Origin of the sequence: Pseudomonas sp. v388 (assembly GCF_003935425.1) — a bacterium.
Classification (GTDB): domain Bacteria; phylum Pseudomonadota; class Gammaproteobacteria; order Pseudomonadales; family Pseudomonadaceae; genus Aquipseudomonas.
This window is the reverse complement of record NZ_RHQN01000003.1, coordinates 275,656-297,839: the sequence shown is the minus strand read 5'-3', so window position 1 is coordinate 297,839 and position 22,184 is coordinate 275,656. Positions and strand designations below refer to the sequence as shown.

The 22,184-nt window shown below is 62.1% G+C and carries 20 protein-coding genes; 9 read left to right on the top strand and 11 right to left on the bottom strand.

Annotation, left to right across the window (positions count from 1 at the left end; all coding sequences use genetic code 11):
* Positions 1 to 4 precede the first annotated feature (4 nt).
* The 4 genes from plsB to dapE form a co-directional block, all read right to left on the bottom strand.
* Positions 5 to 2,506, bottom strand: coding sequence for a glycerol-3-phosphate 1-O-acyltransferase PlsB (gene plsB / locus EGJ27_RS09010; protein WP_125830380.1), 2,502 nt, complete (start codon positions 2,504 to 2,506; stop codon positions 5 to 7).
* A 290-nt stretch (positions 2,507 to 2,796) separates the two neighbouring features.
* The gene (locus tag EGJ27_RS09005) at positions 2,797 to 3,174 is read right to left on the bottom strand and encodes a hypothetical protein (protein ID WP_125830379.1); all 378 of its coding nucleotides are present in this window, start codon (positions 3,172 to 3,174) and stop codon (positions 2,797 to 2,799) included.
* 19 nt (positions 3,175 to 3,193) lie between these two features.
* Positions 3,194 to 4,003 (bottom strand): putative RNA methyltransferase, encoded by an 810-nt coding sequence (locus EGJ27_RS09000; RefSeq protein ID WP_125830378.1) that lies wholly within the window; start codon positions 4,001 to 4,003, stop codon positions 3,194 to 3,196.
* Positions 4,003 to 5,154, bottom strand: coding sequence for a succinyl-diaminopimelate desuccinylase (gene dapE / locus EGJ27_RS08995; protein WP_125830377.1), 1,152 nt, complete (start codon positions 5,152 to 5,154; stop codon positions 4,003 to 4,005). The genes EGJ27_RS09000 and dapE overlap by 1 nt, the downstream gene beginning before the upstream one ends.
* A gap of 199 nt (positions 5,155 to 5,353) precedes the next feature.
* Between dapE and tcdA the strand changes: the two genes are divergently transcribed.
* Positions 5,354 to 6,184, top strand: a complete 831-nt coding sequence (gene tcdA / locus EGJ27_RS08990; RefSeq protein ID WP_125830376.1) for a tRNA cyclic N6-threonylcarbamoyladenosine(37) synthase TcdA — start codon at positions 5,354 to 5,356, stop codon at positions 6,182 to 6,184.
* On the opposite strand, the gene EGJ27_RS08985 is transcribed toward tcdA, so the two are convergent.
* The 7 genes from EGJ27_RS08985 to map form a co-directional block, all read right to left on the bottom strand.
* On the bottom strand, positions 6,175 to 6,582 hold the full coding sequence (locus EGJ27_RS08985; protein ID WP_125830375.1) for a SufE family protein: 408 nt from the start codon (positions 6,580 to 6,582) through the stop codon (positions 6,175 to 6,177). The two genes, tcdA and EGJ27_RS08985, sit on opposite strands and share 10 nt — an antisense overlap.
* Positions 6,579 to 7,784, bottom strand: coding sequence for an aminotransferase class V-fold PLP-dependent enzyme (locus EGJ27_RS08980; protein ID WP_125830374.1), 1,206 nt, complete (start codon positions 7,782 to 7,784; stop codon positions 6,579 to 6,581). The genes EGJ27_RS08985 and EGJ27_RS08980 overlap by 4 nt, the downstream gene beginning before the upstream one ends.
* A gap of 60 nt (positions 7,785 to 7,844) precedes the next feature.
* Positions 7,845 to 8,879 carry a 2,3,4,5-tetrahydropyridine-2,6-dicarboxylate N-succinyltransferase gene (gene dapD / locus EGJ27_RS08975; protein ID WP_125830373.1) on the bottom strand — a complete coding sequence of 345 codons (1,035 nt, stop codon included), beginning with the start codon at positions 8,877 to 8,879 and terminating at the stop codon, positions 7,845 to 7,847.
* 45 nt (positions 8,880 to 8,924) lie between these two features.
* Positions 8,925 to 9,266 carry an ArsC family reductase gene (locus tag EGJ27_RS08970; RefSeq protein ID WP_125830716.1) on the bottom strand — a complete coding sequence of 114 codons (342 nt, stop codon included), beginning with the start codon at positions 9,264 to 9,266 and terminating at the stop codon, positions 8,925 to 8,927.
* A gap of 239 nt (positions 9,267 to 9,505) precedes the next feature.
* A complete protein-coding gene (gene dapC, locus EGJ27_RS08965) occupies positions 9,506 to 10,699 on the bottom strand; it encodes a succinyldiaminopimelate transaminase (RefSeq protein ID WP_125830372.1) in 1,194 nt (397 codons plus the stop codon).
* 71 nt (positions 10,700 to 10,770) lie between these two features.
* Positions 10,771 to 13,470, bottom strand: coding sequence for a [protein-PII] uridylyltransferase (locus tag EGJ27_RS08960; protein ID WP_125830371.1), 2,700 nt, complete (start codon positions 13,468 to 13,470; stop codon positions 10,771 to 10,773).
* Positions 13,471 to 13,529: 59 nt separating this feature from the next.
* Positions 13,530 to 14,318 (bottom strand): type I methionyl aminopeptidase, encoded by a 789-nt coding sequence (gene map, locus EGJ27_RS08955; protein ID WP_125830370.1) that lies wholly within the window; start codon positions 14,316 to 14,318, stop codon positions 13,530 to 13,532.
* 313 nt (positions 14,319 to 14,631) lie between these two features.
* Between map and rpsB the strand changes: the two genes are divergently transcribed.
* The 8 genes from rpsB (at position 14,632) to rseP (ending at position 22,162) form a co-directional block, all read left to right on the top strand.
* A complete protein-coding gene (rpsB, locus tag EGJ27_RS08950; protein WP_125830369.1) occupies positions 14,632 to 15,375 on the top strand; it encodes a 30S ribosomal protein S2 in 744 nt (247 codons plus the stop codon).
* Positions 15,376 to 15,561: 186 nt separating this feature from the next.
* Positions 15,562 to 16,425: a translation elongation factor Ts gene (gene tsf / locus EGJ27_RS08945; RefSeq protein ID WP_125830368.1), complete on the top strand. Its 864-nt coding sequence runs from the start codon at positions 15,562 to 15,564 to the stop codon at positions 16,423 to 16,425.
* A gap of 200 nt (positions 16,426 to 16,625) precedes the next feature.
* Entirely contained in the window at positions 16,626 to 17,369 is a 744-nt protein-coding gene (gene pyrH / locus EGJ27_RS08940) for a UMP kinase (RefSeq protein ID WP_125830367.1), read from the top strand.
* Entirely contained in the window at positions 17,366 to 17,923 is a 558-nt protein-coding gene (gene frr / locus EGJ27_RS08935) for a ribosome recycling factor (protein WP_125830366.1), read from the top strand. The genes pyrH and frr overlap by 4 nt, the downstream gene beginning before the upstream one ends.
* A 15-nt stretch (positions 17,924 to 17,938) precedes the next feature.
* Positions 17,939 to 18,694 carry a polyprenyl diphosphate synthase gene (gene uppS / locus EGJ27_RS08930; RefSeq protein WP_125830365.1) on the top strand — a complete coding sequence of 252 codons (756 nt, stop codon included), beginning with the start codon at positions 17,939 to 17,941 and terminating at the stop codon, positions 18,692 to 18,694.
* Positions 18,694 to 19,509 (top strand): phosphatidate cytidylyltransferase, encoded by an 816-nt coding sequence (locus tag EGJ27_RS08925; protein ID WP_125830364.1) that lies wholly within the window; start codon positions 18,694 to 18,696, stop codon positions 19,507 to 19,509. Before uppS ends, EGJ27_RS08925 begins: the two co-directional genes overlap by 1 nt.
* Entirely contained in the window at positions 19,506 to 20,696 is a 1,191-nt protein-coding gene (gene ispC / locus EGJ27_RS08920; protein WP_125830363.1) for a 1-deoxy-D-xylulose-5-phosphate reductoisomerase, read from the top strand. The genes EGJ27_RS08925 and ispC overlap by 4 nt, the downstream gene beginning before the upstream one ends.
* Before the next feature lie 113 nt (positions 20,697 to 20,809).
* Entirely contained in the window at positions 20,810 to 22,162 is a 1,353-nt protein-coding gene (rseP, locus tag EGJ27_RS08915) for a sigma E protease regulator RseP (protein WP_125830362.1), read from the top strand.
* The last annotated feature ends 22 nt before the right edge of the window (positions 22,163 to 22,184 follow it).

Here is a 22,184-nt window from a genome sequence, read left to right as displayed (position 1 = left end):
CCATTCAGCTCGCCGGATCAGCTTCGGTTACAACTTCGTTCTGATGCAGCGCCACTTGCCGGATGGACAAGCGTATTTCAGCCGGCAGCACGCGCTTGGCGGCGCCCTCGGCCAGTTCGCCCAGCAAGGGGTGATAGCTGAGCTTGCCGGCGGCGTCCTTGCGCAACACGCCCAGGTCCAGCAGAGTCTGGATGAAATGGCGGAACAGGCTCTTGTCGAAGAACTCAGGCGCGTTCAACCCATGCAGGATCGACAGCCGCTGGGCCATGACCGTACACAGATCCTCAAGCTCTTCGGCGCTCAAGGTCTGCTGGCCGCTGTTGAGCAGCAGGGCGATGGCCATGTAGAAACGTTGCAAGGTCTGGGCGATGGCTCGCGACAGCAGGGTCAGCAGCACGAACTCTCGGGAGCTGGGCTCAGGGCGCACGAACACGCCTTCTTCCTTGCTGCGCAGCAAGCCCTGCTCGACGAACGCCGCCAGCCACTGATCGACCACTTCATCCAGCTCGTTCAACGGCCAGCGAATGAACAGCTCCGCTTGCAGGTACGGGTAGAGTGCCCGGGTATAGCGCAGGATCTGCTCACGGGTCATCCGTGACGTACTCTGGAAAAAACTGGCCAGCAGCGACGGCAGCGCGAAGATGTGCAGCACGTTGTTGCGGTAATAGGTCATCAGCACCGCGTTCTGTTCGTTCAGGTACAGAATCCGGCCCAATGCGTCTTTCTGCTCGGCCAGCAGGTCCATGCCTTTGACGTGTTCGATCAATTCCCGGCCGTTGCCGTCCGGCAGCGTGGTGTGCGGCGAATACGGCACGGCGCGCAGCAGGGTCAGGTACAGGTCGAGTACCCGCTCCATGGCTTGATCGTCCAGCGCCAGCCGTTGTGTGGACAGCAGCGCCACGGCGACCAGGTTCATCGGGTTGACCGCCGCTGCTTCATTCAGGTGCTGGGCAACGCGGTCGCCAAGGCGATTGGTGGTTTCGCTGAGCCATTGCGGCCGGTATTGCGGCGCCAGTTCCTGTGCCTGGGCGCGCCAGTCGGGTTGCTCGCTGTCGAGGAATTCGGCCAGCTTGATCGGCTCGCCAAAGTTGACCGAGACCTGGCCGAAGCGCTGCTTGAGGGCGCCGATGACCTTGAAAATGTCGAAGATCGATTCTTTCTTCTTGGTTGCGCCGCGCAGTTCGCCCAGGTAAGTCCGGCCTTCCAGGACCCGTTCGTAGCCGATGTAGACGGGGATGAAGACGATCGGCATCCGCGAGTTGCGCAAAAAGCTGCGCAGGGTGATGGCCAGCATGCCGGTCTTGGGTTGCAGCATGCGCCCGGTGCGCGAGCGACCGCCCTCGACGAAGTATTCGACCGGGAAACCCTTGGTGAACAAGCTGTGCATGTACTCATTGAACACCGCGGTGTACAGCGGGTTGCCCTTGAACGTGCGGCGCATGAAGAACGCCCCGCCGCGCCGCAGCAGGCTGCCGATGACCGGCATATTGAGGTTGATACCGGCGGCAATGTGCGGCGGCGTCAGGCCGTTGCGAAACAGCAGGTAGGACAGCAGCAGATAGTCGATATGGCTGCGGTGGCACGGTACGTAAATCACTTCGTGTCCTGGCGCGACCTCTTGCACCCCTTCGATATGACTGACCTTGATGCCGTCGTAGATCTTGTTCCAGAACCAGCTCAGTACCACTTCCAGAAAGCGGATGGCCGAGTAGGTGTAGTCCGAAGCGATCTCGTTGCCATAGCGCAGCGCCAGTTCCCGCGCCTTGTCCTGGGAAATCTTTTCTCGTTCGGCTTCTTCGAGGATCGCCTGTTGGACCAGCGGCTCATCGAGCAGCCCCTTGACCAGATTGCGGCGGTGCGAAACGTCCGGGCCGATGACCGCGCTCTTGAGATTGCGGAAATGCACGCGCAACAGGCGCTGGGACATGCGCAGGGTCAGCTCGAAGCCTTTGTTCTGGTCGACCAGTTCCCGCAGGTGGATCGGGTCGGAAAACTGCACGCGGGTCTTGCGACCCAGGATCAGAATGGTAGCCAGTCGGCGCAGCTTGCCGGTCACCGCCCAGCTGTCGGCGAACAACAGTTTCCAGGCGCTGGATTCACGATCCGGGGACTGGCCCCAGAACACACTGACCGGGATGATCTGCGCGTCTTCCTGAGGGTTCTGGCTCACCGCCGCCACCAGCCTTTCCAGGGTCGGCGGCGCGCCGCGCTTGTCATGGCGGCCCAGCCAGTCCGGCGCGGGCGTCAGGTAGAAAAACGCCGCCGGCTCCATCAGGTTGCCCACCGACACCGACAACACCGGGCGCGGCAGCCCGGCCTTGCGGCATTCAGTGTCGAGCACCGCCAGGTCACTGATGGAAGGTGACTGCAAGGCATAGAACACCGGCCGGCTGCGATCCAGATTCAAGGTGAAGGAGGACTGATTGATGGTTTCCGAGCGGACCCAGAGATACAGCAATCGACGCAGGGTGCCGAACACAAGACGACGGAACGGGGAACGAGTCATACGGATTCTGCTGAATGAGGAGGGCGAACGCCCCAAAAAGGGCGCCAGTGTGACGTATGACGCCGGGATCGGCAAAAGGTGCGAGAGGGCGAAGCCCGGTCCGCTCCTACAGACTGTGGCGAAACTGGCCTGTGGAGGCAGCTTGCTGGCGACAGCGGCGGCGCCGCGTTACTGTGGGAGCGACCTTGGTCGCGAAGAGGCCGTGGCAGACGCTGCATCTGCATCTGCATTGCCTGGTCCGGCGCTTTCGCGACCAAGGTCGCTCCTACAGATTGATCGGCGCGGGATTGTTACGACGTCCGCCAGGTAATCTCTTCTTCGCCGTCGGCACTGATGCGCATCCAGCGGTCGGCGGTTTCGTCGCTTTCTTCTTCAACCCAGGTACCCGGCGCGCAGCGCACTTCGACGTTCAGGGCGGCGAAGGCAGCGCGGGCGCAGGCGATGTCGTCGTCCCAAGGCGTCTGGTCGCTGTCCAGATGCAGGCTGTTCCACTTGCCTACGGCCTTGGGCAGCCAGGTGACAGGCACATTGCCGGCCTTGCACTTCCACGTCTGGCCGCGCTGGGTCCATTCGCTGCAGGGGCCGAGGGCGGTGCCGAGCCACTGGGCAATCGCCTTGTGGTCGACGTCTTCGTCCTTCAGGTAAATCTCGATATCGGGTTGGCGCATGGATGCCTCTTTTGAATGCTTATTGCAGCACGAAATAATCGTAGCGCATGGAAACAGTGACCTTGAACGGGCCGGGGTGTTCGATCACGGCGGTGCGACGCTCGGCACTGGCGCGCCAGCCGTGGGGCGTCATGGCCAGCAGGTCGGCACGGGACTGGCCGTCGATCAGTTTGAGCGTGTAGGTGAGCGTTTCACTGTGTTGCAGCTGCATGCCTTCGGGCACCAGCGCCAGATGCTTGTCATCGGCGTAGTCGCGCACTTCGTCATAAAGACGCTGACGCAGCTCCATCAGATGCCCGCTGGTGGGTCCGACCCGCATCAGGCCGCCGCCGGGCGACAGCAGGCGCTTGGCCTCCTGCCAGTCCAGCGGGCTGAACACGCTGGCCAGGAACTGACAGCTGGCGTCGGGCAACGGCACGCGGGCCATGCTGGCGACCGTCCAGGTCAGCGCCGGGTTGCGGCGACAGGCGCGCTTCACCGCTTCGCGGGAGATATCCAGCGCGTAGCCATCGGCGCGGGGCAGGGCCTCGGCGATCTGTGCAGTGTAATACCCTTCGCCGCAGCCGATATCCAGCCAGCGCTCGGGCTTGCGTTCGGCAGCCAGTTCGGCCAGGCGCCGGGCGACCGGTGCGTAATGCCCGGCGTTGAGGAAATCGCGCCGCGCCTCGACCATCGCCTGATTGTCGCCAGGGTCACGGCTGTTCTTGTGTTGCACCGGCAGCAGGTTCAGATACCCCTGGCGCGCGCGGTCGAAGCGATGGTTGGCCGGGCAGGCGACACCGTTTTCCACCGCGCTGAGCGGTGCTGAGCAGATCGGGCAGGTCAGCATCAGGCGAGCAACTTGACCAGAGTCTGGTAGTAGATTTCGGTCAGCACATCGAGGTCGCTGGCCAGAACCCGCTCGTTGACCTGATGGATCGTCGCGTTGACCGGGCCCAGTTCGACCACTTGAGTGCCCAGGGTCGCGATGAAGCGCCCGTCGGAAGTCCCGCCGCTGGTGGACGCCTGGGTCTCGCGGCCGGTGACCGACTTGATGCTGGCCGATACGGCGTCCAGCAATGCCCCTGGCTCGGTCAGGAACGGCAGGCCGGACAGCGCCCATTCCACGTGCCAGTCCAGCTCATGCTTGTCGAGAATGGCCGCGACCCGCTGCTTGAGACCTTCAACCGGGGACTCGGTGGAAAAGCGGAAGTTGAACACCGCTGTCAGGTCGCCCGGAATCACGTTGGTCGCGCCGGTTCCGGAGTTGAGGTTGGAAATCTGGAAGCTGGTCGGCGGGAAGAAGGCATTGCCCTCGTCCCAGTGCTCGGCGGCCAGCTCGGCCAGCGCCGCAGCGGCCAGGTGAATTGGGTTCCTGGCCAGATGCGGATACGCCACATGGCCCTGCTTGCCGCGCACGGTGAGGGTCGCGCCCAGCGAACCGCGACGACCGTTCTTCACCACATCGCCCACCAGCGTGGTGCTCGACGGTTCGCCGACGATGCACCAGTCCAGACGCTCGTTGCGTGCCGCCAGCCGCTCGACCACCGCCTTGGTGCCGTGGTGTGCCGGGCCTTCTTCATCACTGGTGATCAGGAAAGCCACAGTGCCCTTGTGGTCGGGGTAGTCGCGGACGAACCGCTCGGACGCCACCAGCATCGCGGCGAGGCTGCCTTTCATGTCGGCAGCGCCGCGGCCGCAGAGCATGCCGTGCTCGTCGATCAGCGCATCGAACGGGTCGTTCTGCCAGGCTTGGGTCGGGCCGGTGGGCACCACGTCGGTGTGACCGGCAAAGCACAGTACCGGGCCGTCATGGCTGCCATGGGTCGCCCAGAAATTGTCGACGTCTTCGATACGCATCGGCTCAAGCTTGAATCCGACATCGCCCAGGCGCTGCATCATCACGGTCTGACAATCGGCATCGACCGGCGTGACCGAGGGTCGACGGATCAGGTCGCAGGCGAGTTGAAGAGTGGGCGAAAGGTCGGCTGGGGCCGTCATGTACAGAACTCCGGTAGCAAGGCTTTGGGCGCGAAAGGGCGGGTATCTTAAAGCAAAACGACGAGACTAAGGTTTCGATGTGACGTTGAGCGCGGCTCTGGCGAGTTTCTGACCGAACGCCGTCACGCACAGGTGTCCGATTGCGCATCAGGCCCTATAATGCGCGCCGGTTTTTCCGCCGGCATCAGAGGCCACGAACATGAGCACAGCAGATCCACGTTTCGCAGGCATCGCCCGTTTGTACGGCGACGATGGCCTGGCACGCCTGCGCGCGGCCCATGTGGCGGTGGTGGGGATCGGCGGCGTGGGCTCGTGGGCGGCCGAGGCGATGGCGCGTTGCGGGGTTGGCGAGATTTCGCTGTTCGACATGGACGATGTCTGCGTCAGCAACAGCAACCGCCAGTTGCACGCGCTGGACAGCACCGTGGGCCGGCCGAAGGTGGAGGTGATGGCCGAGCGGATTCGGTCCATCAACCCCGACTGCGTGGTGCATGCGGTGGCCGATTTTGTGACCCGCGACACCATGGCCGACTACATCACTCCCGATCTGGATTTCGTGCTCGACTGCATCGACAGCGTCAACGCCAAGGCCGCGCTGATTTCCTGGTGCAAGCGGCGCAAGATCCAGATGGTCACCACCGGTGGCGCAGGCGGACAGATCGACCCGACGCTGATCCAGATCGCCGACCTGAACCGCACCTTCAACGACCCGCTGGCCTCCAAGGTGCGCTCGACGCTGCGTCGCGATTACGGTTTTTCCCGCACGCCGAACCGCCATTACAGCGTACCGTGCGTGTTCTCCAGCGAACAGCTGCGTTATCCCAAGCCCGATGGCGGGATCTGCCTGCAGAAAAGCTTCGTGGGTGATGGCGTCAAGCTGGACTGCGCCGGTGGTTTCGGCGCGGTGATGATGGTGACGGCGACCTTCGGCATGGTGGCCGCGACGCGTGCCATCGATAAGCTGGTGGCCGGCACGCGGCGGCCGTCCGAGCGGGTCAAGCCGGTGGCGCAGCCTTCTGCTCAGGTCTGAGCCAGCTCGCGCATCCTTTGCAGCACGGCATTGAGGCCGTTGCTGCGCGAGGGTGACAACTGACGAGACAGGCCCAGTTGCTGAAACCAGTCCGGCAGGTCCAGCTGTTGCAGCTCGTCATTCGCCAGGCCGTTGACCCGCGCCAGCAGCAGCGCCACCAGCCCACGAATCAGCCGTGCATCACTGGCGGCGCGAAACTGCCAGCGGCCCTCGACGACTTCACCCAACAGCCACACCTTGCTCTCGCAACCATGAACCAGATGTTCGTCGGACTTTTCCTCGTCGTTCAGCGGCGGCAGGCGGTCGCCCCATTGCATCAGCAAGCGTGCCCGCTGCTCCCAGCTCTGCGGCTGGGCGAAGGTGTCCAGCGCCGTTTGCGCGTCGGGCGGCAGGCTCATCGCAGTAACTCCAGTCCTTGATCCAGTGCGGTGAAGAAACGCTCCAGATCGGTGGTGTCGTTATACAGGGCAAGCGATACGCGAATCGCGCCGGGCAGGCCGAGGCTCTTGAGCAGCGGCATTGCGCAGTGATGACCGGCGCGCACGGCGATGCCCTGTTCGGTCAGCAGGTGCGCTAGGTCTGCGTTGTGCACACCATCGACCACAAAGCTGGCCAGGGCCAGTTGCGGAGCGCCGAGGACTCGAATGCCCTCGCGCTGTCGCAGGCCGTCGAGCAGGCTGCGGTGCAGGCCGGCCTCGTGTTCCGCCACGGTCGCCGGGTCCAGGCTGCCGAGATAATCCAGGGTCGCGCCCAGGCCGATGGCGCCGGCGATGGGGGGCGTTCCGGCCTCGAAACCCAGCGGCGCCGGGCGGAATCGGGCGTGGTGGTAGTCGGCGGTCAGCACCATTTCTCCACCGTACTGCCAGTGCGCCAGACCGGGCAGAACCTCGTTGCGGCCGTACAGTACGCCGAGCCCGTCCGGGCCATAGAGTTTATGACTGGAGAATACGTAGAAGTCGCAACCCAGCGCCTGCACGTCCTGCCGACCGTGAACCACGCCTTGTGCGCCGTCCACCACGGTCAGCGCGCCTTGTGCCTTGGCCAGCGCCAGCAGTTCGGGCAACGGCTGCCAGGCGCCGAGGATGTTGGACAGCTGGCTGACCGCCAGGACGCGTGCGCGCGGGCCGATCAGCGTAGCGGCGGCAGCCAGATCGATCAGCCCATGGGCATCGAGGGGCAGTACCACCAGCTTGAGTTCGCGGCGCTGGGCCAGTTGTTGCCAGGGCAGCAGGTTGGCGTGATGTTCCAGAGCACTGACGACAATTTCGTCACCGGCCACGAACTGGTGCTCCAGCCCATAGGCCAGCAGATTCAAGGCGGCCGTAGCGCCGTGGGTAAAGATGATCTGTCCCGATTCCCCGGCATTGAGCCAGTGGCCGATCTTGCGGCGGCTGTCTTCGAAGGCCTGGGTGGCGTGAGCGCCGGGCAGGTGCTGCGCCCGATGCACGTTGGCGGCACCGTTGGCGTAGTAATGGATTAGGGCATCGATCAATGCCTGGGGTTTTTGCGTCGTGGCGGCGTTGTCCAGATAAGTCTGGCCTTGCCGTAGCAGGGCGTCGATGGCAGGAAAGTCAGCGCGCCATGGAGAAAAGAGGGGCATTGTTCATCCGGATCGTAAAAGCGGGTCCGGGGTGTTCAAGCCCCGAACCCGCACACGGCATCAGTTATGAGCGTGCAGAGCTTCGTTCAGCTCGATGGCCGACTTGTGGGTCTTGCATTCCACGGCGCCGGTCTGCGAGTTGCGACGGAACAGCAGGTCGGTCTGGCCGGCCAGATCACGGGCCTTGACGACCTTGACCAGTGCGTTGTTCTCGTCCAGCAGTGCCACCTTGGTGCCGGCGGTGATGTACAGGCCCGCTTCGACGGTGTTGCGGTCGCCCAATGGAATGCCGATACCGGCGTTGGCGCCGATCAGGCAGCCTTCACCGACCTTGATGACGATGTTGCCACCGCCGGACAGCGTGCCCATGGTCGAGCAGCCGCCGCCCAGGTCCGAGCCCTTGCCGACGAATACACCGGCCGAAACACGGCCTTCGATCATGCCCGGGCCTTCGGTGCCGCCGTTGAAGTTGACGAAGCCTTCGTGCATGACGGTGGTGCCTTCGCCGATGTAGGCGCCCAGGCGCACGCGGGCACTGTCGGCGATACGCACGCCGCTCGGCACGACGTAGTCGGTCATTTTCGGGAACTTGTCCACCGAGAACACTTCCAGCAGTTCGCCCTTGAGGCGTGCTTCCAGTTGACGCTCGCCCAGCTCGGCGAGGTCGACCGCACCCTGGCTGGTCCATGCGACGTTCGGCAGCAACGGGAAGATACCGGCCAGATTCAGGCCGTGGGGCTTGGCCAGGCGATGGGACAACAGGTGCAGCTTGAGGTAGGCCTCAGGCGTCGAGGTCAGCGGCGCGTCTTCAGCCAGCAGGGTGGCGACCAGCGGGTTGTGGCTTTCCGCCAGACGAGTCAGCAGCGCCGCCTGGGTCGCATCAACGGACTTGAGTGCTTCAGCCAGTTTCGAAGCCTGATCGGAATTGAACGCGATGGCCTGGTTGCCGGCGCTGTAGCCCAGGACTGGCGCGATAGCGGCTACCAGTTCGGCCGAAGGGTTGATCAGCGGCTGGGCGTAGAAGACTTCCAGCCAGGCGCCTTGACGGTTTTGGGTGCCGACGCCGAACGCCAGGCTGAACAGGGAAGTGGACATGCAAATACCTCTTACGAATTAAAGGACCTTCGATCGCGCACAGGCTTATCGAATGGCCGCTGCATACAGGTCGGGTTTGAAACCAATCAGGGTTCGGTCGCCGAGATCGAGCACCGGGCGCTTGATCATCGAGGGTTGCGCCAACATCAGGTCAACCGCTTTGGCCTGGTCGAGATCGGTCTTCTGTCCGTCGTCGAGCTTGCGAAAGGTCGTCCCGGCGCGGTTCAGCACCACTTGCCAGCCGTGTTCATCGCACCAGCTGTTGAGGTGCTCACGGTCGATGCCGGCAGTCTTGTAGTCGTGGAAATCGTAGCTCACGGCGTTTTCATCGAGCCAGGTGCGAGCCTTCTTCATCGTGTCGCACGCCTTGATCCCGTAAAGGCACAACGCTTTCTTGTCATCAGCCACTGGTTTGCCTCCTCTGAGATGGTTGTGAAAACGGTCACGGATTATGCCACGGGGTGAGCGGGTTGGGCTGCCGCGTGGACAGTAATGCTTTTATTGCGTCAGTTTTACGATCAGGCCCGCGTGCCCTATACAGGACGCAATCATTGTAGGAGCGACCTTGGCCGCGATCTGGCGCACAGCGCCAGCGCAATCGGTGTCGGAAGCAGATCCGCCGCGGTTTACCTGGCGACGAAATCCCGAATGCGCTCCGCCGCTTCGATGCATTCGGCCAGCGGTGCAACCAGTGCCAGACGGACACGACCGGCGCCAGGATTGAAACCGTCGACCTCACGCGACAGATACGAACCCGGCACCACGGTCACATGCTGCTCGGCGAACAGGTCACGGCAGAAGGCGGCATCGTCGCTACCCACGTTGGGCCATAGATAAAAGCCGCCATCGGGACGCTGCACGTCCATGACCGGCGCCAGGATCGCCAGCACCGCGTCGAATTTTTCCCGATACAACGCACGGTTGGCGCGCACGTGCTCTTCGTCGTTCCAGGCGGCGATGCTCGCCAGCTGGGTCTGCACCGGCATCGCGCAACCATGGTAGGTGCGATACAGCAGGAACGCCTTGAGAATGTCCGCGTCGCCGGCCACGAATCCCGAGCGCAGGCCCGGCAGGTTGGAGCGCTTGGACAGGCTATGGAACACCACGCAACGTTTGAAATCCTCGCGCCCCAGCTCCACGCAGGCGCTGAGCAAGCCTGGCGGCGGGGTGTCTTCGTCGAAATACAGCTCGCTGTAGCATTCGTCGGCGGCGATCACGAAGTCATGCTCGTCGGCCAGCGCAATCAGTTTCTTCAGGGTTTCAACCGGAATCAACGCGCCGGTCGGATTACCGGGCGAGCACAGGAACAGAATCTGGCAGCGCTTCCAGACATCCGGCGTAACAGCGTCGAAGTCCGGGTTGAAGCCGTGTTCGGCCACGCATGGCAGGTAATGCGGTTGCGCGCCGGCCAGCAACGCCGCGCCTTCGTAGATCTGGTAGAACGGATTGGGGCTGACGACCAGGCCGTCATCGCTGCGGTTGACCACGGTCTGAGTGAAAGCGAACAACGCTTCGCGGGTGCCGTTGACCGGCAGCACGTTATGGGCCGGATCGATCCAGCCATGCGGCACGCCGAAACGACGTTCGCACCAGCCGGCGATGGCTTCACGCAAGGCGGCAATGCCCAGTGTGGTCGGATAGACCGCCATCTTGTCCAGGTTGTCGGCCAGTGCCTGGGCCACGAAGTCCGGTGAGCGATGCTTGGGTTCGCCGATCGACAGGGCCACCGCACGCTTGTCCGGGTTGGGCGTGACAGGGCCGAGCAGGGCGCGCAGCTTCTCGAACGGATAGGGCTGAAGCTGTTGCATGGCGTTATTCATGGGCTGGGTTCTCAATGAACAGGGCGCCCGTGCGGTGGGCGCCGTTGAAACGATTCGTGGGTTCGGTGGGGTCAGATGCTGATTCGCAGCTCGCCGCCCGGTTCGGTGTCCACGCTCAGTTGCGACACGATGGCTTCCTGCAAGCGACTGCACAGCTGCGGATCGGACAACGGATGGTTGTCGGCATCGGTGAGAAAGAACACGTCTTCCACGCGCTCGCCAAGGGTGGCGATCTTGGCGTTCTGCAACGACAGGTCGAACTCCAGGAAAATCTTGCCGACCCGCGCCAGCAGGCCGGGACGATCCGGCGCCAGCAATTCCAGCACCGTCACCGGACGCTGGGCGTCATTGTGAATGGTGACCTGCGGCGCAAAGGCAAAATGCTTGAGCTGGCGCGGCACCCGGCGCTTGATGATGGTCGGGTAGTCATCGGGATTGCGCAGGGCTTCGGTCAGGCCGTTGCGGATTTGCTGGATGCGCTCCGGGTTGTCGCCGATCGAGCCGCCGTCGTTGTCGAGCACGATATAGGTGTCGAGGGTGAACTTGCTGCTGGAGGTAATGATGCGGGCATCGTGGATGTTGAGGTTCAACTGGTCCATCGCTGCCACGGTCACCGCGAAGAAGTCGTGCTGGTCCGGCGCATAGATGAAAATCTGCGTGCCGCCCTCGAACTCGCGCTGGGTGGTTTCCTTGATCAGCACCAGCGGACCGCCATCGGCAGGCTGCTGAAGGATCTCGTCGGTGTGCCAGGCGACGTCACCGGCGGTGTGGCGCAGGAAATAATCGTCGCCCAGCGCTGACCACAGTTGCTCCACGTCGTCGGGATCGGTGCCGCTGCGCACCAGGATGTCCAGCGCCGCAGACTGGGTGCGCCGGATCTGTTCTTCGCGATCCACCGGGTTTTCCAGACCGCGCTTGAGTGCACGCTTGGTCTCGGTGTAGAGCTGGCGCAGCAGGCTGGCGCGCCAGGAATTCCACAGGGTCGGGTTGGTGGCGTTGATATCGGCCACGGTCAGCACGTAGAGATAATCCAGGTGCACTTCGTCGCCGACGAACTGGGCGAAATCGTGGATTACCTGCGGGTCGGACAAGTCCTTGCGCTGCGCGGTGGTGGACATGACCAGGTGATTGCTCACCAGCCAGACGATCAGGCGGGTATCCCAGGCGGGCAACTGGTGACGCACGCCGAAAGCCTCGGCATCCACCGCGCCCAGTTCCGAGTGATCACCGCCGCGTCCCTTGCCGATGTCGTGGTACAGGCCGGCGAGATAGATCAGCTCGGGCTTGGGCAGGCGCGCCATGATCTTGCTGGCCAGCGGGAATTTCTCGGAAACCTCGGTGTACTGCAACTTGCGCAGGTGCTTGATCAGGTTGAGCGTATGCGCGTCCACGGTATAGATGTGGAACAGGTCGTGCTGCATCTGCCCGACGATATGGCCGAACTCCGGCAGATACAGGCCCAGAATGCCGTAGCGGTTCATGCGCCGCAGGTTGCGGTGAATGCCGATCTCGCACTTGAACAGCTCGATGAACAGGCTGGTGTTGCGGATATCGTTGCGGAAATCGTCGTTGATCAGGTGCCGGTGCTCGCGCAACAGGCGGATCGTGTCGGCCCGCACACCCTTGATCTCTGGATGTTGAGCCATCAGCACGAAGATTTCGATCATCGCGAATGGGGTGCGCTTGAACACATTGACGTGGGTCGCTTCGATGTAGCCGTCATGCAGCTGGAACCGCGAGTTGATCGGCTGCGCATTGCCGCTGTCGTCTTCGGCCAGAATGACTTCTTCGAAATGCTGGATGATCAGGTCGCTCAGCTCGGCGATCCTCATGACCACGCGGTAATACTTCTGCATGAAGCGTTCGATGGCCAGCTTGGCATCGTTATCGCGATAGCCCAGCAGTTCGGCGATGCGAATCTGGTAGTCGAACAGCAGGCGGTCTTCGGAACGACCGGCCAGCATGTGCAGCGCATAGCGCACTTTCCACAGGAAATCCTGAGAGGAGGCCAGCAGGTTGTTCTCGCTTTCCAGCAGGAAACCTTCCCCGGCCAGGGCGTGCAGGTTCAGCGTGCCGTACTGGCGGCGTGCCACCCAGAGAATGGTCTGTATATCTCGCAGGCCACCGGGCGAGCCTTTGACATTCGGCTCCAGGTTGTACTCGGTGTCGTTGTACTTGTGATGCCGGGCTTTCTGCTCGGCGCGCTTGGCCAGGAAGAAGTCCTTGCTCGGCCACATGTGCCGCGGGCTGGTGACCTCCAGCATGCGCTGGCGCAGGCGTTCGGGGCCGGCGATGGTGCGGCTTTCCATCAGATTGGTGATGACCGTCAGGTCGGCGCGTCCTTCCTGGGCGCACTCGTCGACCGAGCGCACGCTCTGGCCGACTTCCAGGCCGATGTCCCACAGCAGGGTCAGAAAACGCTCGATCGGCTCGCGGAAGATTTCGTGGTCGTCCTGGTCCAGCAGGATCAGCAGATCGATGTCCGAATAAGGGTGCAGTTCGCCTCGCCCGTAGCCGCCGACCGCCAGCAGGGCAATCTCGGCCTCGGCGCTCCACTGAAACTGATCCCAGGCCTGTTGCAGGATGTTATCCACGAACCAGGCGCGGTCCTCGATCAGCCGCCGTATGTCACGACCCGACCTGAATCGCTCATCGAGCACGTCCCGCGCATTGCGGATGGCTTTCTTGAAGGCAGCGATGGGGCTGGCCTTCAGCGCCAGTTCGGCCTGGAACTGACCGCGATCGAACAAATCTGGATCCACCTGCGGCATGCAACAGCTTTCCTTATGTCGGGCGATGCGAACTGAGTCTCGAGCGAGGGCGCCGGCCTTTACGACGCGGTCGAGGTGCGGGCGATGGTGTCGTCACTGCGCAAGGTGAAGATCTCGTAGCCGTCGGCGGTCACCACCAGGGTGTGTTCCCACTGGGCCGAGAGCTTGCGGTCCTTGGTGATCGCCGTCCAGCCGTCGCCCAGGATCTTGGTGTCGGCCTTGCCCTGGTTGATCATCGGCTCGATGGTGAAGGTCATGCCTTCGAGCAGCTCGACGCCGGTGCCCGCTTCGCCATAATGCAGCACCTGCGGTTCTTCATGAAAGACCTTGCCGATGCCGTGGCCGCAGAACTCGCGGACCACCGAGAAGCCGTTCTTCTCGGCGTGCTTCTGGATGACTGCGCCGATATCGCCGAGGCGGGCGCCGGGGCGCACGACTTCGATACCTTTATAGAGGCATTCCTGGGTGACCCGCGACAGGCGCTCGGCCCATTCCGCAACCTTGCCGACGTGGAACATGCGGCTGGTGTCGCCGTGGTAGCCGTCCTTGATCACGGTGATGTCGATGTTCAAGGTGTCGCCGTCCTTGAGCTTCTTGTCACCGGGAATGCCGTGGCACACCACGTGGTTGATCGAGGTGCAGATCGACTTGGGAAAGCCCTTGTAGTTGAGTGGCGCGGGAATGGCCTGCTGCTCGTTGACGATGTAGTCATGGCAGATACGGTCCAGCTCTTCGGTGGTGACGCCCGGCTTGACGTGCGGTGCGATCATCTCCAGGACGTCGGCGGCCAGGCGGCCTGCGATACGCATCTTTTCGATGTCTTCGGGGGTTTTCAGGGTAATCGTCATTCGAATCTCTCGGCGTGTCCGACACGCGGTTTATGCGTAAAGGCACGATTCTACCAGACCGATGGCGCACCGGTGTCCATCGCATCCTTATATAGGGTCCATGCAGCAGCGTAAAAGCGCGGCGAAACAAGTACTTGATTCGGGTTTCGTTCTCTTTCCTTTTGTGATATAAAATGCGCCGCTTTCCAAGGTCCGTCCTGGAAGCCTAAACCCACACACGTGTCGACACGATGACCTGGGTGCCTTTGGCGGCTCGCCACTGGTTGGTCATTGGGATACGTGGAGGCCTAACCCGACTTATCAAGGAACTATCATGTCCCAAGTCAATATGCGCGATATGCTGAAGGCCGGTGTGCACTTCGGTCACCAAACCCGTTACTGGAACCCGAAAATGGGTAAGTACATTTTCGGCGCGCGTAACAAGATCCACATCATCAACCTTGAAAAAACCCTGCCGATGTTCAACGAAGCACTGACTTTCGTTGAGCGCCTGGCTTCGGGCAAAAACAAGATTCTGTTCGTCGGCACCAAGCGTTCCGCCGGCAAGATCGTTGCTGAAGAAGCAGCACGTTGCGGTTCGCCGTACGTCGACCATCGCTGGTTGGGCGGCATGCTGACCAACTTCAAGACCATCCGTCAGTCGATCAAGCGTCTGCGCGAGCTGGAAGTACAGGCTGAAGACGGTACTTTCGCCAAGCTGACCAAGAAAGAAGCGCTGATGCGCACTCGCGACCTGGAAAAACTGGATCGCAGCCTGGGCGGTATCAAGGACATGGGCGGTCTGCCGGACGCACTGTTCGTTATCGACGTTGATCACGAGCGCATCGCGATCACCGAAGCCAACAAGCTGGGTATCCCGGTCATCGGCGTTGTCGATACCAACAGCAGCCCGGAAGGCGTTGACTACATCATCCCAGGCAACGATGACGCCATCCGCGCTATCCAGCTGTACATGGGTTCGATGGCTGACGCTGTCATCCGCGGTCGCAACAACGTTGCTGGCGGCACCGACGTTTTCGTCGAAGAAGCTCCAGCTGCAGCTGTAGAAGCTGAGTAACTAACGCCTGGCGTTTACTCAGTACGCGAAAAGGGGGCTCTGCCCCCTTTTTGCCACCTCGAAAATGATTGGCTGGCGTTGACATGGCTTTCCTGTCATGTGTTGCTGCCACCCTGATTTTTCAAGAATTTGCACGCCCGCTCACCCGGGTGGAATGGTTGAAGACCTATCCAAGAGGATTTTGAAATGGCAGAGATTACTGCAGCGTTGGTCAAAGAACTGCGCGAGCGTACCGGCGAAGGCATGATGGATTGCAAAAAGGCCTTGACCAAGGCCGGCGGCGACATCGAAAAAGCGATCGACGACATGCGTGCATCCGGCGCGATCAAGGCCGCTAAGAAAGCAGGCAACGTTGCTGCTGAAGGCGCCATCGCCATCAAGGACGACGGCAAGGCTGCCGTTCTGCTTGAAGTCAACTCGCAGACCGACTTCCTGGCTTTGCAGGACGACTTCAAGGCATTCGTCGCTGCCAGCGTCGAAAAAGCATTTGCCGACAAGCTGACCACCGTTGAGCCGTTGATCGAAGCGCGCGAACAGGATCGTCTGGTTCTGGTTGGCAAGACCGGCGAGAACGTCAACATCCGTCGTCTGGCTCGCATCGAAGGCGACGTGCTGGGTTCGTACCTGCACGGCAACAAGATCGGTGTCGTGGTAGTCCTGAAGGGCGGCGACTCCGAACTGGCCAAGGACATCGCGATGCACGTTGCCGCGACCAACCCTGAGTTCCTGCTGCCATCGGACGTTTCTGCCGAAGCGATCGAGCGCGAGAAGAATGTCTTCCTGCAGCTGAACGAAGAGAAGCTCAAGGGCAAGCCTGCTGAAATCGCCGAGAAGATGGTTAGCGGCCGTATCAGCAAGTTCCTGGCCGAAGCGAGCCTGGTCGAGCAGGCGTTCGTCAAGAACCCTGAGATCACCGTTGGCGCCCTGGCCAAGAAAGCCGGTGCTGAAATCGTTTCCTTCACTTACTTCAAGGTAGGCGAAGGCATCGAGAAGCCAGTCGACAACTTCGCTGAAGAAGTCGCTGCTCAAGTAGCTGCCAGCAAGAAGTAAGACAGTCTAATACTGTCGCCCCAAAGAGGCTGCCCGCTCACGCGCGCGGCCTCTTTGTCGAAAGGGAGAAGGAATTTTCCCTTGGAGAAGTGGCTCACAAGGCTGCATTCTTCCGATGCTCCAGGAGCGTCAAGCTAGAGTAAGCGCAGGCACGAGGTGCCTGGCACAGATTTTTTCAAACGCCGCAGGAGAGATTCGCAATGGCTCAGCAGGGCAGTGGTTATCAGGCTCGCTATAAACGCATTCTACTCAAGCTTAGCGGCGAGGCCCTGATGGGGTCCGAAGAGTTCGGTATCGATCCCAAGGTGCTGGATCGCATGGCGCTGGAAGTCGGCCAGCTGGTCGGCATCGGCGTACAGGTCGGTCTGGTCATCGGTGGTGGCAACCTGTTCCGCGGTGCCGCTCTGAGTGCCGCCGGCATGGACCGCGTCACCGGGGATCACATGGGCATGCTGGCCACTGTGATGAATGCCCTGGCGATGCGGGACGCTCTGGAACGCGCTAATATCACGGCCATCGTGATGTCCGCCATCTCCATGATGGGGGTGACCGATCATTACGATCGTCGCAAGGCCATGCGTCACCTCAGCGCCAAGGAAGTCGTGATTTTCGCGGCGGGGACCGGCAATCCGTTCTTCACCACCGATTCGGCCGCCTGCCTGCGAGCGATCGAAATCGACGCCGACGTCGTGCTCAAGGCGACCAAGGTCGATGGCGTATACACAGCAGACCCGTTCAAAGACCCCAATGCCGAGAAGTTCGATCATCTGTCTTACGATGAAGTGCTGGATCGCAAGTTGGGTGTGATGGATCTGACGGCCATCTGTCTGTGTCGCGATCACAAGATGCCGTTGCGCGTCTTCAACATGAACAAACCCGGCGCCCTGCTGAATATCGTCCACGGCGGCGCTGAAGGAACCCTGATCGAGGAAGTTCAACAATGATCAACGAAATCAAGAAAGACGCTCAAGAGCGCATGCAGAAGTCCCTCGAATCCTTGAGCCATGCATTTGGTCAGATTCGTACCGGCAAGGCTCACCCCAGCATTCTGGGTAGCGTGATGGTCCCTTACTACGGTGCCGATACGCCGTTGAGCAGCGTTGCCAACGTCACGGTCAAGGACTCGCGTACCCTTCAGGTCGTCGCCTTCGAGCGCAACATGCTGGCTGCAGTCGACAAGGCCATCCAGAGCGCGGGCCTGAACCTCAATCCGACCAACCTCGGTGAGTTGCTGCTGATTTCCATGCCGGCCCTGACGGAAGAAACCCGCAAGGGCTTCACCAAGCAGGCCCGCAGCGCTGCTGAAGATGCCCGTGTTGCGGTGCGCAACATCCGCCGTGATGCCTTGAGCGATCTGAAAAAACTGGTCAAGGACAAAGAGATCAGCGAAGACGAAGAGCGTCGTGCTGCTGCGGATATCCAGAAACTGACCGACAAGGCAGAAGCAGATATCGACTCGGCGACCAAGGCGAAAGAAGCAGACCTGATGGCGGTTTGAGGTCGAGACGTTTTCATGGAAAAGACAAAACTGGCCGCATCGACTTCGGTGCCGCGTCATGTCGCCATCATCATGGACGGAAACAACCGCTGGGCCAAGAAACGTCTGTTGCCGGGCGTGGCGGGGCACAAGGCGGGTGTTGACGCGGTTCGTGCGGTGATCGAGGTGTGCGCAGAAGCCAAGGTCGAAGTGCTGACGCTGTTCGCGTTTTCCAGTGAAAACTGGCAGCGCCCGGCCGATGAGGTCGGCGCCCTGATGGAGCTGTTTTTCACGGCCCTGCGCCGTGAAACCAGGCGCCTGAACGAGAACGGCATCTGCCTGCGCATCATCGGTGACCGCTCGCGCTTCCATCCGGAGCTGCAGGCGGCGATGCGTGAGGCGGAGCTGAGCACGGCCGGTAATGATCGCTTTGTCCTGCAGATCGCCGCCAACTACGGCGGTCAGTGGGACATCGCCCAGGCCGCCCAGCGGCTGGCGCGGGAAGTCCAGGCGGGTCATCTGCAGCCCGAGGATATTACCCCCGGCCTGCTGCAGACCTGCCTGGCCACCGGCGACCTTCCGTTGCCGGATCTGTGCATCCGCACCGGTGGCGAACACCGCATCAGTAATTTCCTGCTCTGGCAGCTGGCTTACGCCGAGCTGTACTTTTCCGACCTGTTCTGGCCGGACTTCAAACACGATGCCATGCGCGCTGCGCTGGCTGATTTCGCTTCTCGCCAACGTCGCTTCGGTAAGACCAGCGAACAGGTAGAAGCTGGAGCCCGCGCTTAATGCTCAAACAACGGATCATCACGGCGCTTATCCTGCTGCCGATTGCCCTTTGCGGTTTCTTCCTGCTCACCGGCGCCTACTTCGCCCTGTTCATCGGCGTGGTCGTGGTGTTGGGTGCGTGGGAATGGGCGCGTCTGGCCGGGCTTGTTGCCCAGTCGATGCGCATCGCCTACGCGGCGGTCGTGGCCCTGCTGCTGTTCCTGATGTACCTCGCGCCCGGAGTGGGGCCATGGGTTCTAGGTGCGGCGGTGATCTGGTGGGCGCTTGCGACCTTCCTGGTGCTGACCTATCCGGCCTCCAGCGAGCACTGGGCCAGCGCGATCTGCAAACTGCTGATCGGTCTGCTGATCCTGTTACCGGCCTGGCAGGGGCTGATGCTGCTCAAGCAATGGCCGATGGGCAACTGGCTGATCCTGTCGGTGATGGTTCTGGTGTGGGCGGCGGATATCGGGGCCTACTTTTCCGGCAAGGCCTTCGGCAAGCGCAAGCTTGCACCCAAGGTCAGCCCCGGCAAGAGCTGGGAAGGCGTGTACGGCGGGTTGCTGGTGGCGCTGGCGATTACCGCTGCGGTGGGATTTTCCCGTGACTGGTCGGTTTCCCAGTTCATTGCCGGCTTGCTGGGGGCGGCGGTCATCGTGCTGATCTCCATCGTCGGCGATTTGACCGAAAGCATGTTCAAGCGCCAGTCGGGCATCAAGGACAGCAGTAACCTGCTGCCAGGCCATGGCGGCGTGCTGGATCGCATCGACAGCCTCACCGCTGCCATACCGGTATTCGCGGTGTTGTTGTGGGCTGCGAACTGGGGTGTGATGTGAGTGCGCCTCAGCAGATCACCGTACTGGGCGCGACGGGTTCCATTGGCCTGAGCACCCTCGATGTCATCGCTCGCCACCCGTCGCTGTATCAGGTATTCGCCCTGACCGGCTTTTCCCGGCTGAGCGAATTGCTGGCGTTGTGCGTCCGGCACACGCCGCGTTTTGCGGTGGTGCCGACCCAGGAAGTCGCTCGCAAGCTGCAGGACGATCTCGCCGCCGCCGGGCTCGATACCCGGGTGCTGGTCGGCGAGAAGGGCTTGTGCGAGGTGTCCGCGCATCCGCAGGTCGACGCCGTGATGGCGGCCATCGTCGGCGCCGCCGGTCTGCGGCCGACGCTGGCGGCGGTGGAGGCCGGCAAGAAAGTGTTGCTGGCCAACAAGGAAGCGCTGGTCATGTCCGGCGCGCTGTTCATGCAGGCGGTCGGTCGCAGCGGCGCGGTATTGCTGCCCATCGACAGCGAGCACAACGCGATCTTCCAGTGCCTGCCCGCCGATTTTTCCCGCGGTCTGGGTGCGGTGGGTGTCAGGCGAATCATGCTGACTGCTTCGGGCGGACCTTTCCGTCAGACTCCGTTGGCGCAGTTGCACGACGTCACCCCGGAACAGGCCTGCGCCCATCCGGTATGGTCGATGGGGCGCAAGATCTCCGTCGACTCGGCCACCATGATGAACAAGGGTCTGGAGCTGATCGAAGCCTGCTGGCTGTTCGACGCTCGCCCGGCTCAGGTCGAGGTGGTCATTCATCCGCAAAGTGTGATTCATTCGCTGGTCGATTACGTCGATGGTTCTGTGTTGGCGCAGTTGGGCAATCCCGACATGCGCACGCCGATCGCCAATGCCCTGGCGTGGCCGGCACGGGTGGATTCGGGCGTGGCACCGCTGGACCTGTTCCGGATCGGCCAGCTCGATTTCCAGGAACCCGACGAGCAGCGCTTTCCATGCCTGCGCCTGGCGCGTCAGGCAGCGGAGGCCGGCGGCAGCGCGCCGGCCATGCTCAATGCGGCCAACGAGGTGGCGGTCGCCGCGTTTCTCGACCGGCGCATCCGCTACCTGGAGATCGCGAGTATGATCGAGGATGTTCTGGGTCTTGAGCCGGTGATTGCGGTTGATGAGCTGGACGCCGTATTCGAGATGGATTCAAAAGCGCGTGTTCTGGCAGAGCAGTGGCTTGCGCGGAACGGGCGATAACGAGGCAGGCAGCAAGGTGCTGGCCCTAGGGGCGATGTGATGTGTCGGGAGCATGCCTTCAGGCTGCAACAGATGAGCACACGTGCCGATGAAGCGGCACCTGGAGAAGGTTGATGAGCGCGCTATATATGATCGTCGGCACCCTGATTGCGCTGGGTGTCCTGGTGACCTTTCACGAATTCGGCCACTTTTGGGTGGCCAGGCGTTGTGGCGTCAAGGTCCTGCGTTTCTCGGTGGGCTTCGGCACCGCTCTGGTGCGCTGGCACGATCGCCAGGGTACTGAATATGTGATCGCCGCCATTCCTCTGGGTGGCTACGTGAAGATGCTCGACGAGCGAGAAGGCGACGTTCCTCCGGAACTGGCCGATCAGTCGTTCAATCGCAAGTCGGTCTATCAGCGTATCGCCATCGTTATCGCCGGCCCTGTCGCCAACTTCCTTCTGGCGCTGGTGTTCTTCTGGGCATTGGCGATGCTGGGCAGCCAGCAGGTCAAGCCGGTCATCGGCGCGGTCGAGGCGGGCAGCATCGCCCAGCGCGCCGGTCTGGTCGCGGGGCAGGAGATCGTCTCGGTCGACGGCGAGCCGACCTCTGGCTGGTCGGCGGTCAATCTGCAGCTGGTCCGTCGCCTGGGTGAAAGTGGCAGTATTGCGCTGACGGTTCGCGATCAAGGTTCCAGCGTCGACACGCCGCGAGCGCTGGCCCTGGATAACTGGCTCAAGGGTTCGGCCGAGCCGGATCCGATCAAATCCCTGGGAATCCGCCCATGGCGTCCGGCCCTGCCGCCGGTGCTTGCCGAGCTCGATCCCAAGGGGCCTGCGCAGGCCGCCGGCTTGAAGACAGGCGATCGACTGCTGGCACTCGACGGCCAGCCCGTCACCGAATGGCAACAGGTCGTCGACTGGGTGCGTGAACGCCCCGCGGCCAAGGTGTCGATACGCATCGAGCGCGACGGTGCGCCGCTGGAAATCCCGCTGACCCTGACGACGCGCGGTGAAGGCGAGGCGGCGGCAGGATATCTGGGGGCCGGCGTCAAAGGCATCGACTGGCCGCCGGAAATGCTTCGCGAGGTCAGCTATGGCCCGCTGGCCGCGGTTGCCGAAGGCGCCAGCCGGACCTGGACCATGAGCGTGCTGACCCTCGAGTCGCTGAAGAAAATGTTGTTCGGCGAGCTCTCGGTAAAAAACTTGAGTGGACCGATAACCATTGCTAAAGTGGCGGGCGCTTCGGCCCAGTCGGGTTTGGGAGATTTTCTCAACTTCCTCGCCTACCTGAGCATTAGCCTGGGTGTTTTGAATCTGCTGCCCATTCCGGTACTGGATGGGGGGCATTTGCTGTTCTATCTGATCGAGTGGGCGCGTGGTCGTCCCCTTTCGGAAAGGGTACAGGGTTGGGGGGTTCAGATCGGTATCAGTCTGGTGGTGGGCGTCATGTTGCTCGCGCTGGTCAATGATCTGGGTCGACTGTAAAACGTTGCTGTGTTGCGAACCT

Coding starts and splice junctions, on each gene's coding strand:
- plsB (WP_125830380.1), bottom strand. CDS start 2,506: ATGACTCGTTCCCCGTTCCGTCGTCTTGTGTTCGGCACCCTGCGTCGA.
- EGJ27_RS09005 (WP_125830379.1), bottom strand. CDS start 3,174: ATGCGCCAACCCGATATCGAGATTTACCTGAAGGACGAAGACGTCGAC.
- EGJ27_RS09000 (WP_125830378.1), bottom strand. CDS start 4,003: ATGCTGACCTGCCCGATCTGCTCAGCACCGCTCAGCGCGGTGGAAAAC.
- dapE (WP_125830377.1), bottom strand. CDS start 5,154: ATGACGGCCCCAGCCGACCTTTCGCCCACTCTTCAACTCGCCTGCGAC.
- tcdA (WP_125830376.1), top strand. CDS start 5,354: ATGAGCACAGCAGATCCACGTTTCGCAGGCATCGCCCGTTTGTACGGC.
- EGJ27_RS08985 (WP_125830375.1), bottom strand. CDS start 6,582: ATGAGCCTGCCGCCCGACGCGCAAACGGCGCTGGACACCTTCGCCCAG.
- EGJ27_RS08980 (WP_125830374.1), bottom strand. CDS start 7,784: ATGCCCCTCTTTTCTCCATGGCGCGCTGACTTTCCTGCCATCGACGCC.
- dapD (WP_125830373.1), bottom strand. CDS start 8,879: ATGTCCACTTCCCTGTTCAGCCTGGCGTTCGGCGTCGGCACCCAAAAC.
- dapC (WP_125830372.1), bottom strand. CDS start 10,699: ATGAATAACGCCATGCAACAGCTTCAGCCCTATCCGTTCGAGAAGCTG.
- EGJ27_RS08960 (WP_125830371.1), bottom strand. CDS start 13,470: ATGCCGCAGGTGGATCCAGATTTGTTCGATCGCGGTCAGTTCCAGGCC.
- map (WP_125830370.1), bottom strand. CDS start 14,318: ATGACGATTACCCTGAAAACCCCCGAAGACATCGAAAAGATGCGTATC.
- rpsB (WP_125830369.1), top strand. CDS start 14,632: ATGTCCCAAGTCAATATGCGCGATATGCTGAAGGCCGGTGTGCACTTC.
- tsf (WP_125830368.1), top strand. CDS start 15,562: ATGGCAGAGATTACTGCAGCGTTGGTCAAAGAACTGCGCGAGCGTACC.
- pyrH (WP_125830367.1), top strand. CDS start 16,626: ATGGCTCAGCAGGGCAGTGGTTATCAGGCTCGCTATAAACGCATTCTA.
- frr (WP_125830366.1), top strand. CDS start 17,366: ATGATCAACGAAATCAAGAAAGACGCTCAAGAGCGCATGCAGAAGTCC.
- uppS (WP_125830365.1), top strand. CDS start 17,939: ATGGAAAAGACAAAACTGGCCGCATCGACTTCGGTGCCGCGTCATGTC.
- EGJ27_RS08925 (WP_125830364.1), top strand. CDS start 18,694: ATGCTCAAACAACGGATCATCACGGCGCTTATCCTGCTGCCGATTGCC.
- rseP (WP_125830362.1), top strand. CDS start 20,810: ATGAGCGCGCTATATATGATCGTCGGCACCCTGATTGCGCTGGGTGTC.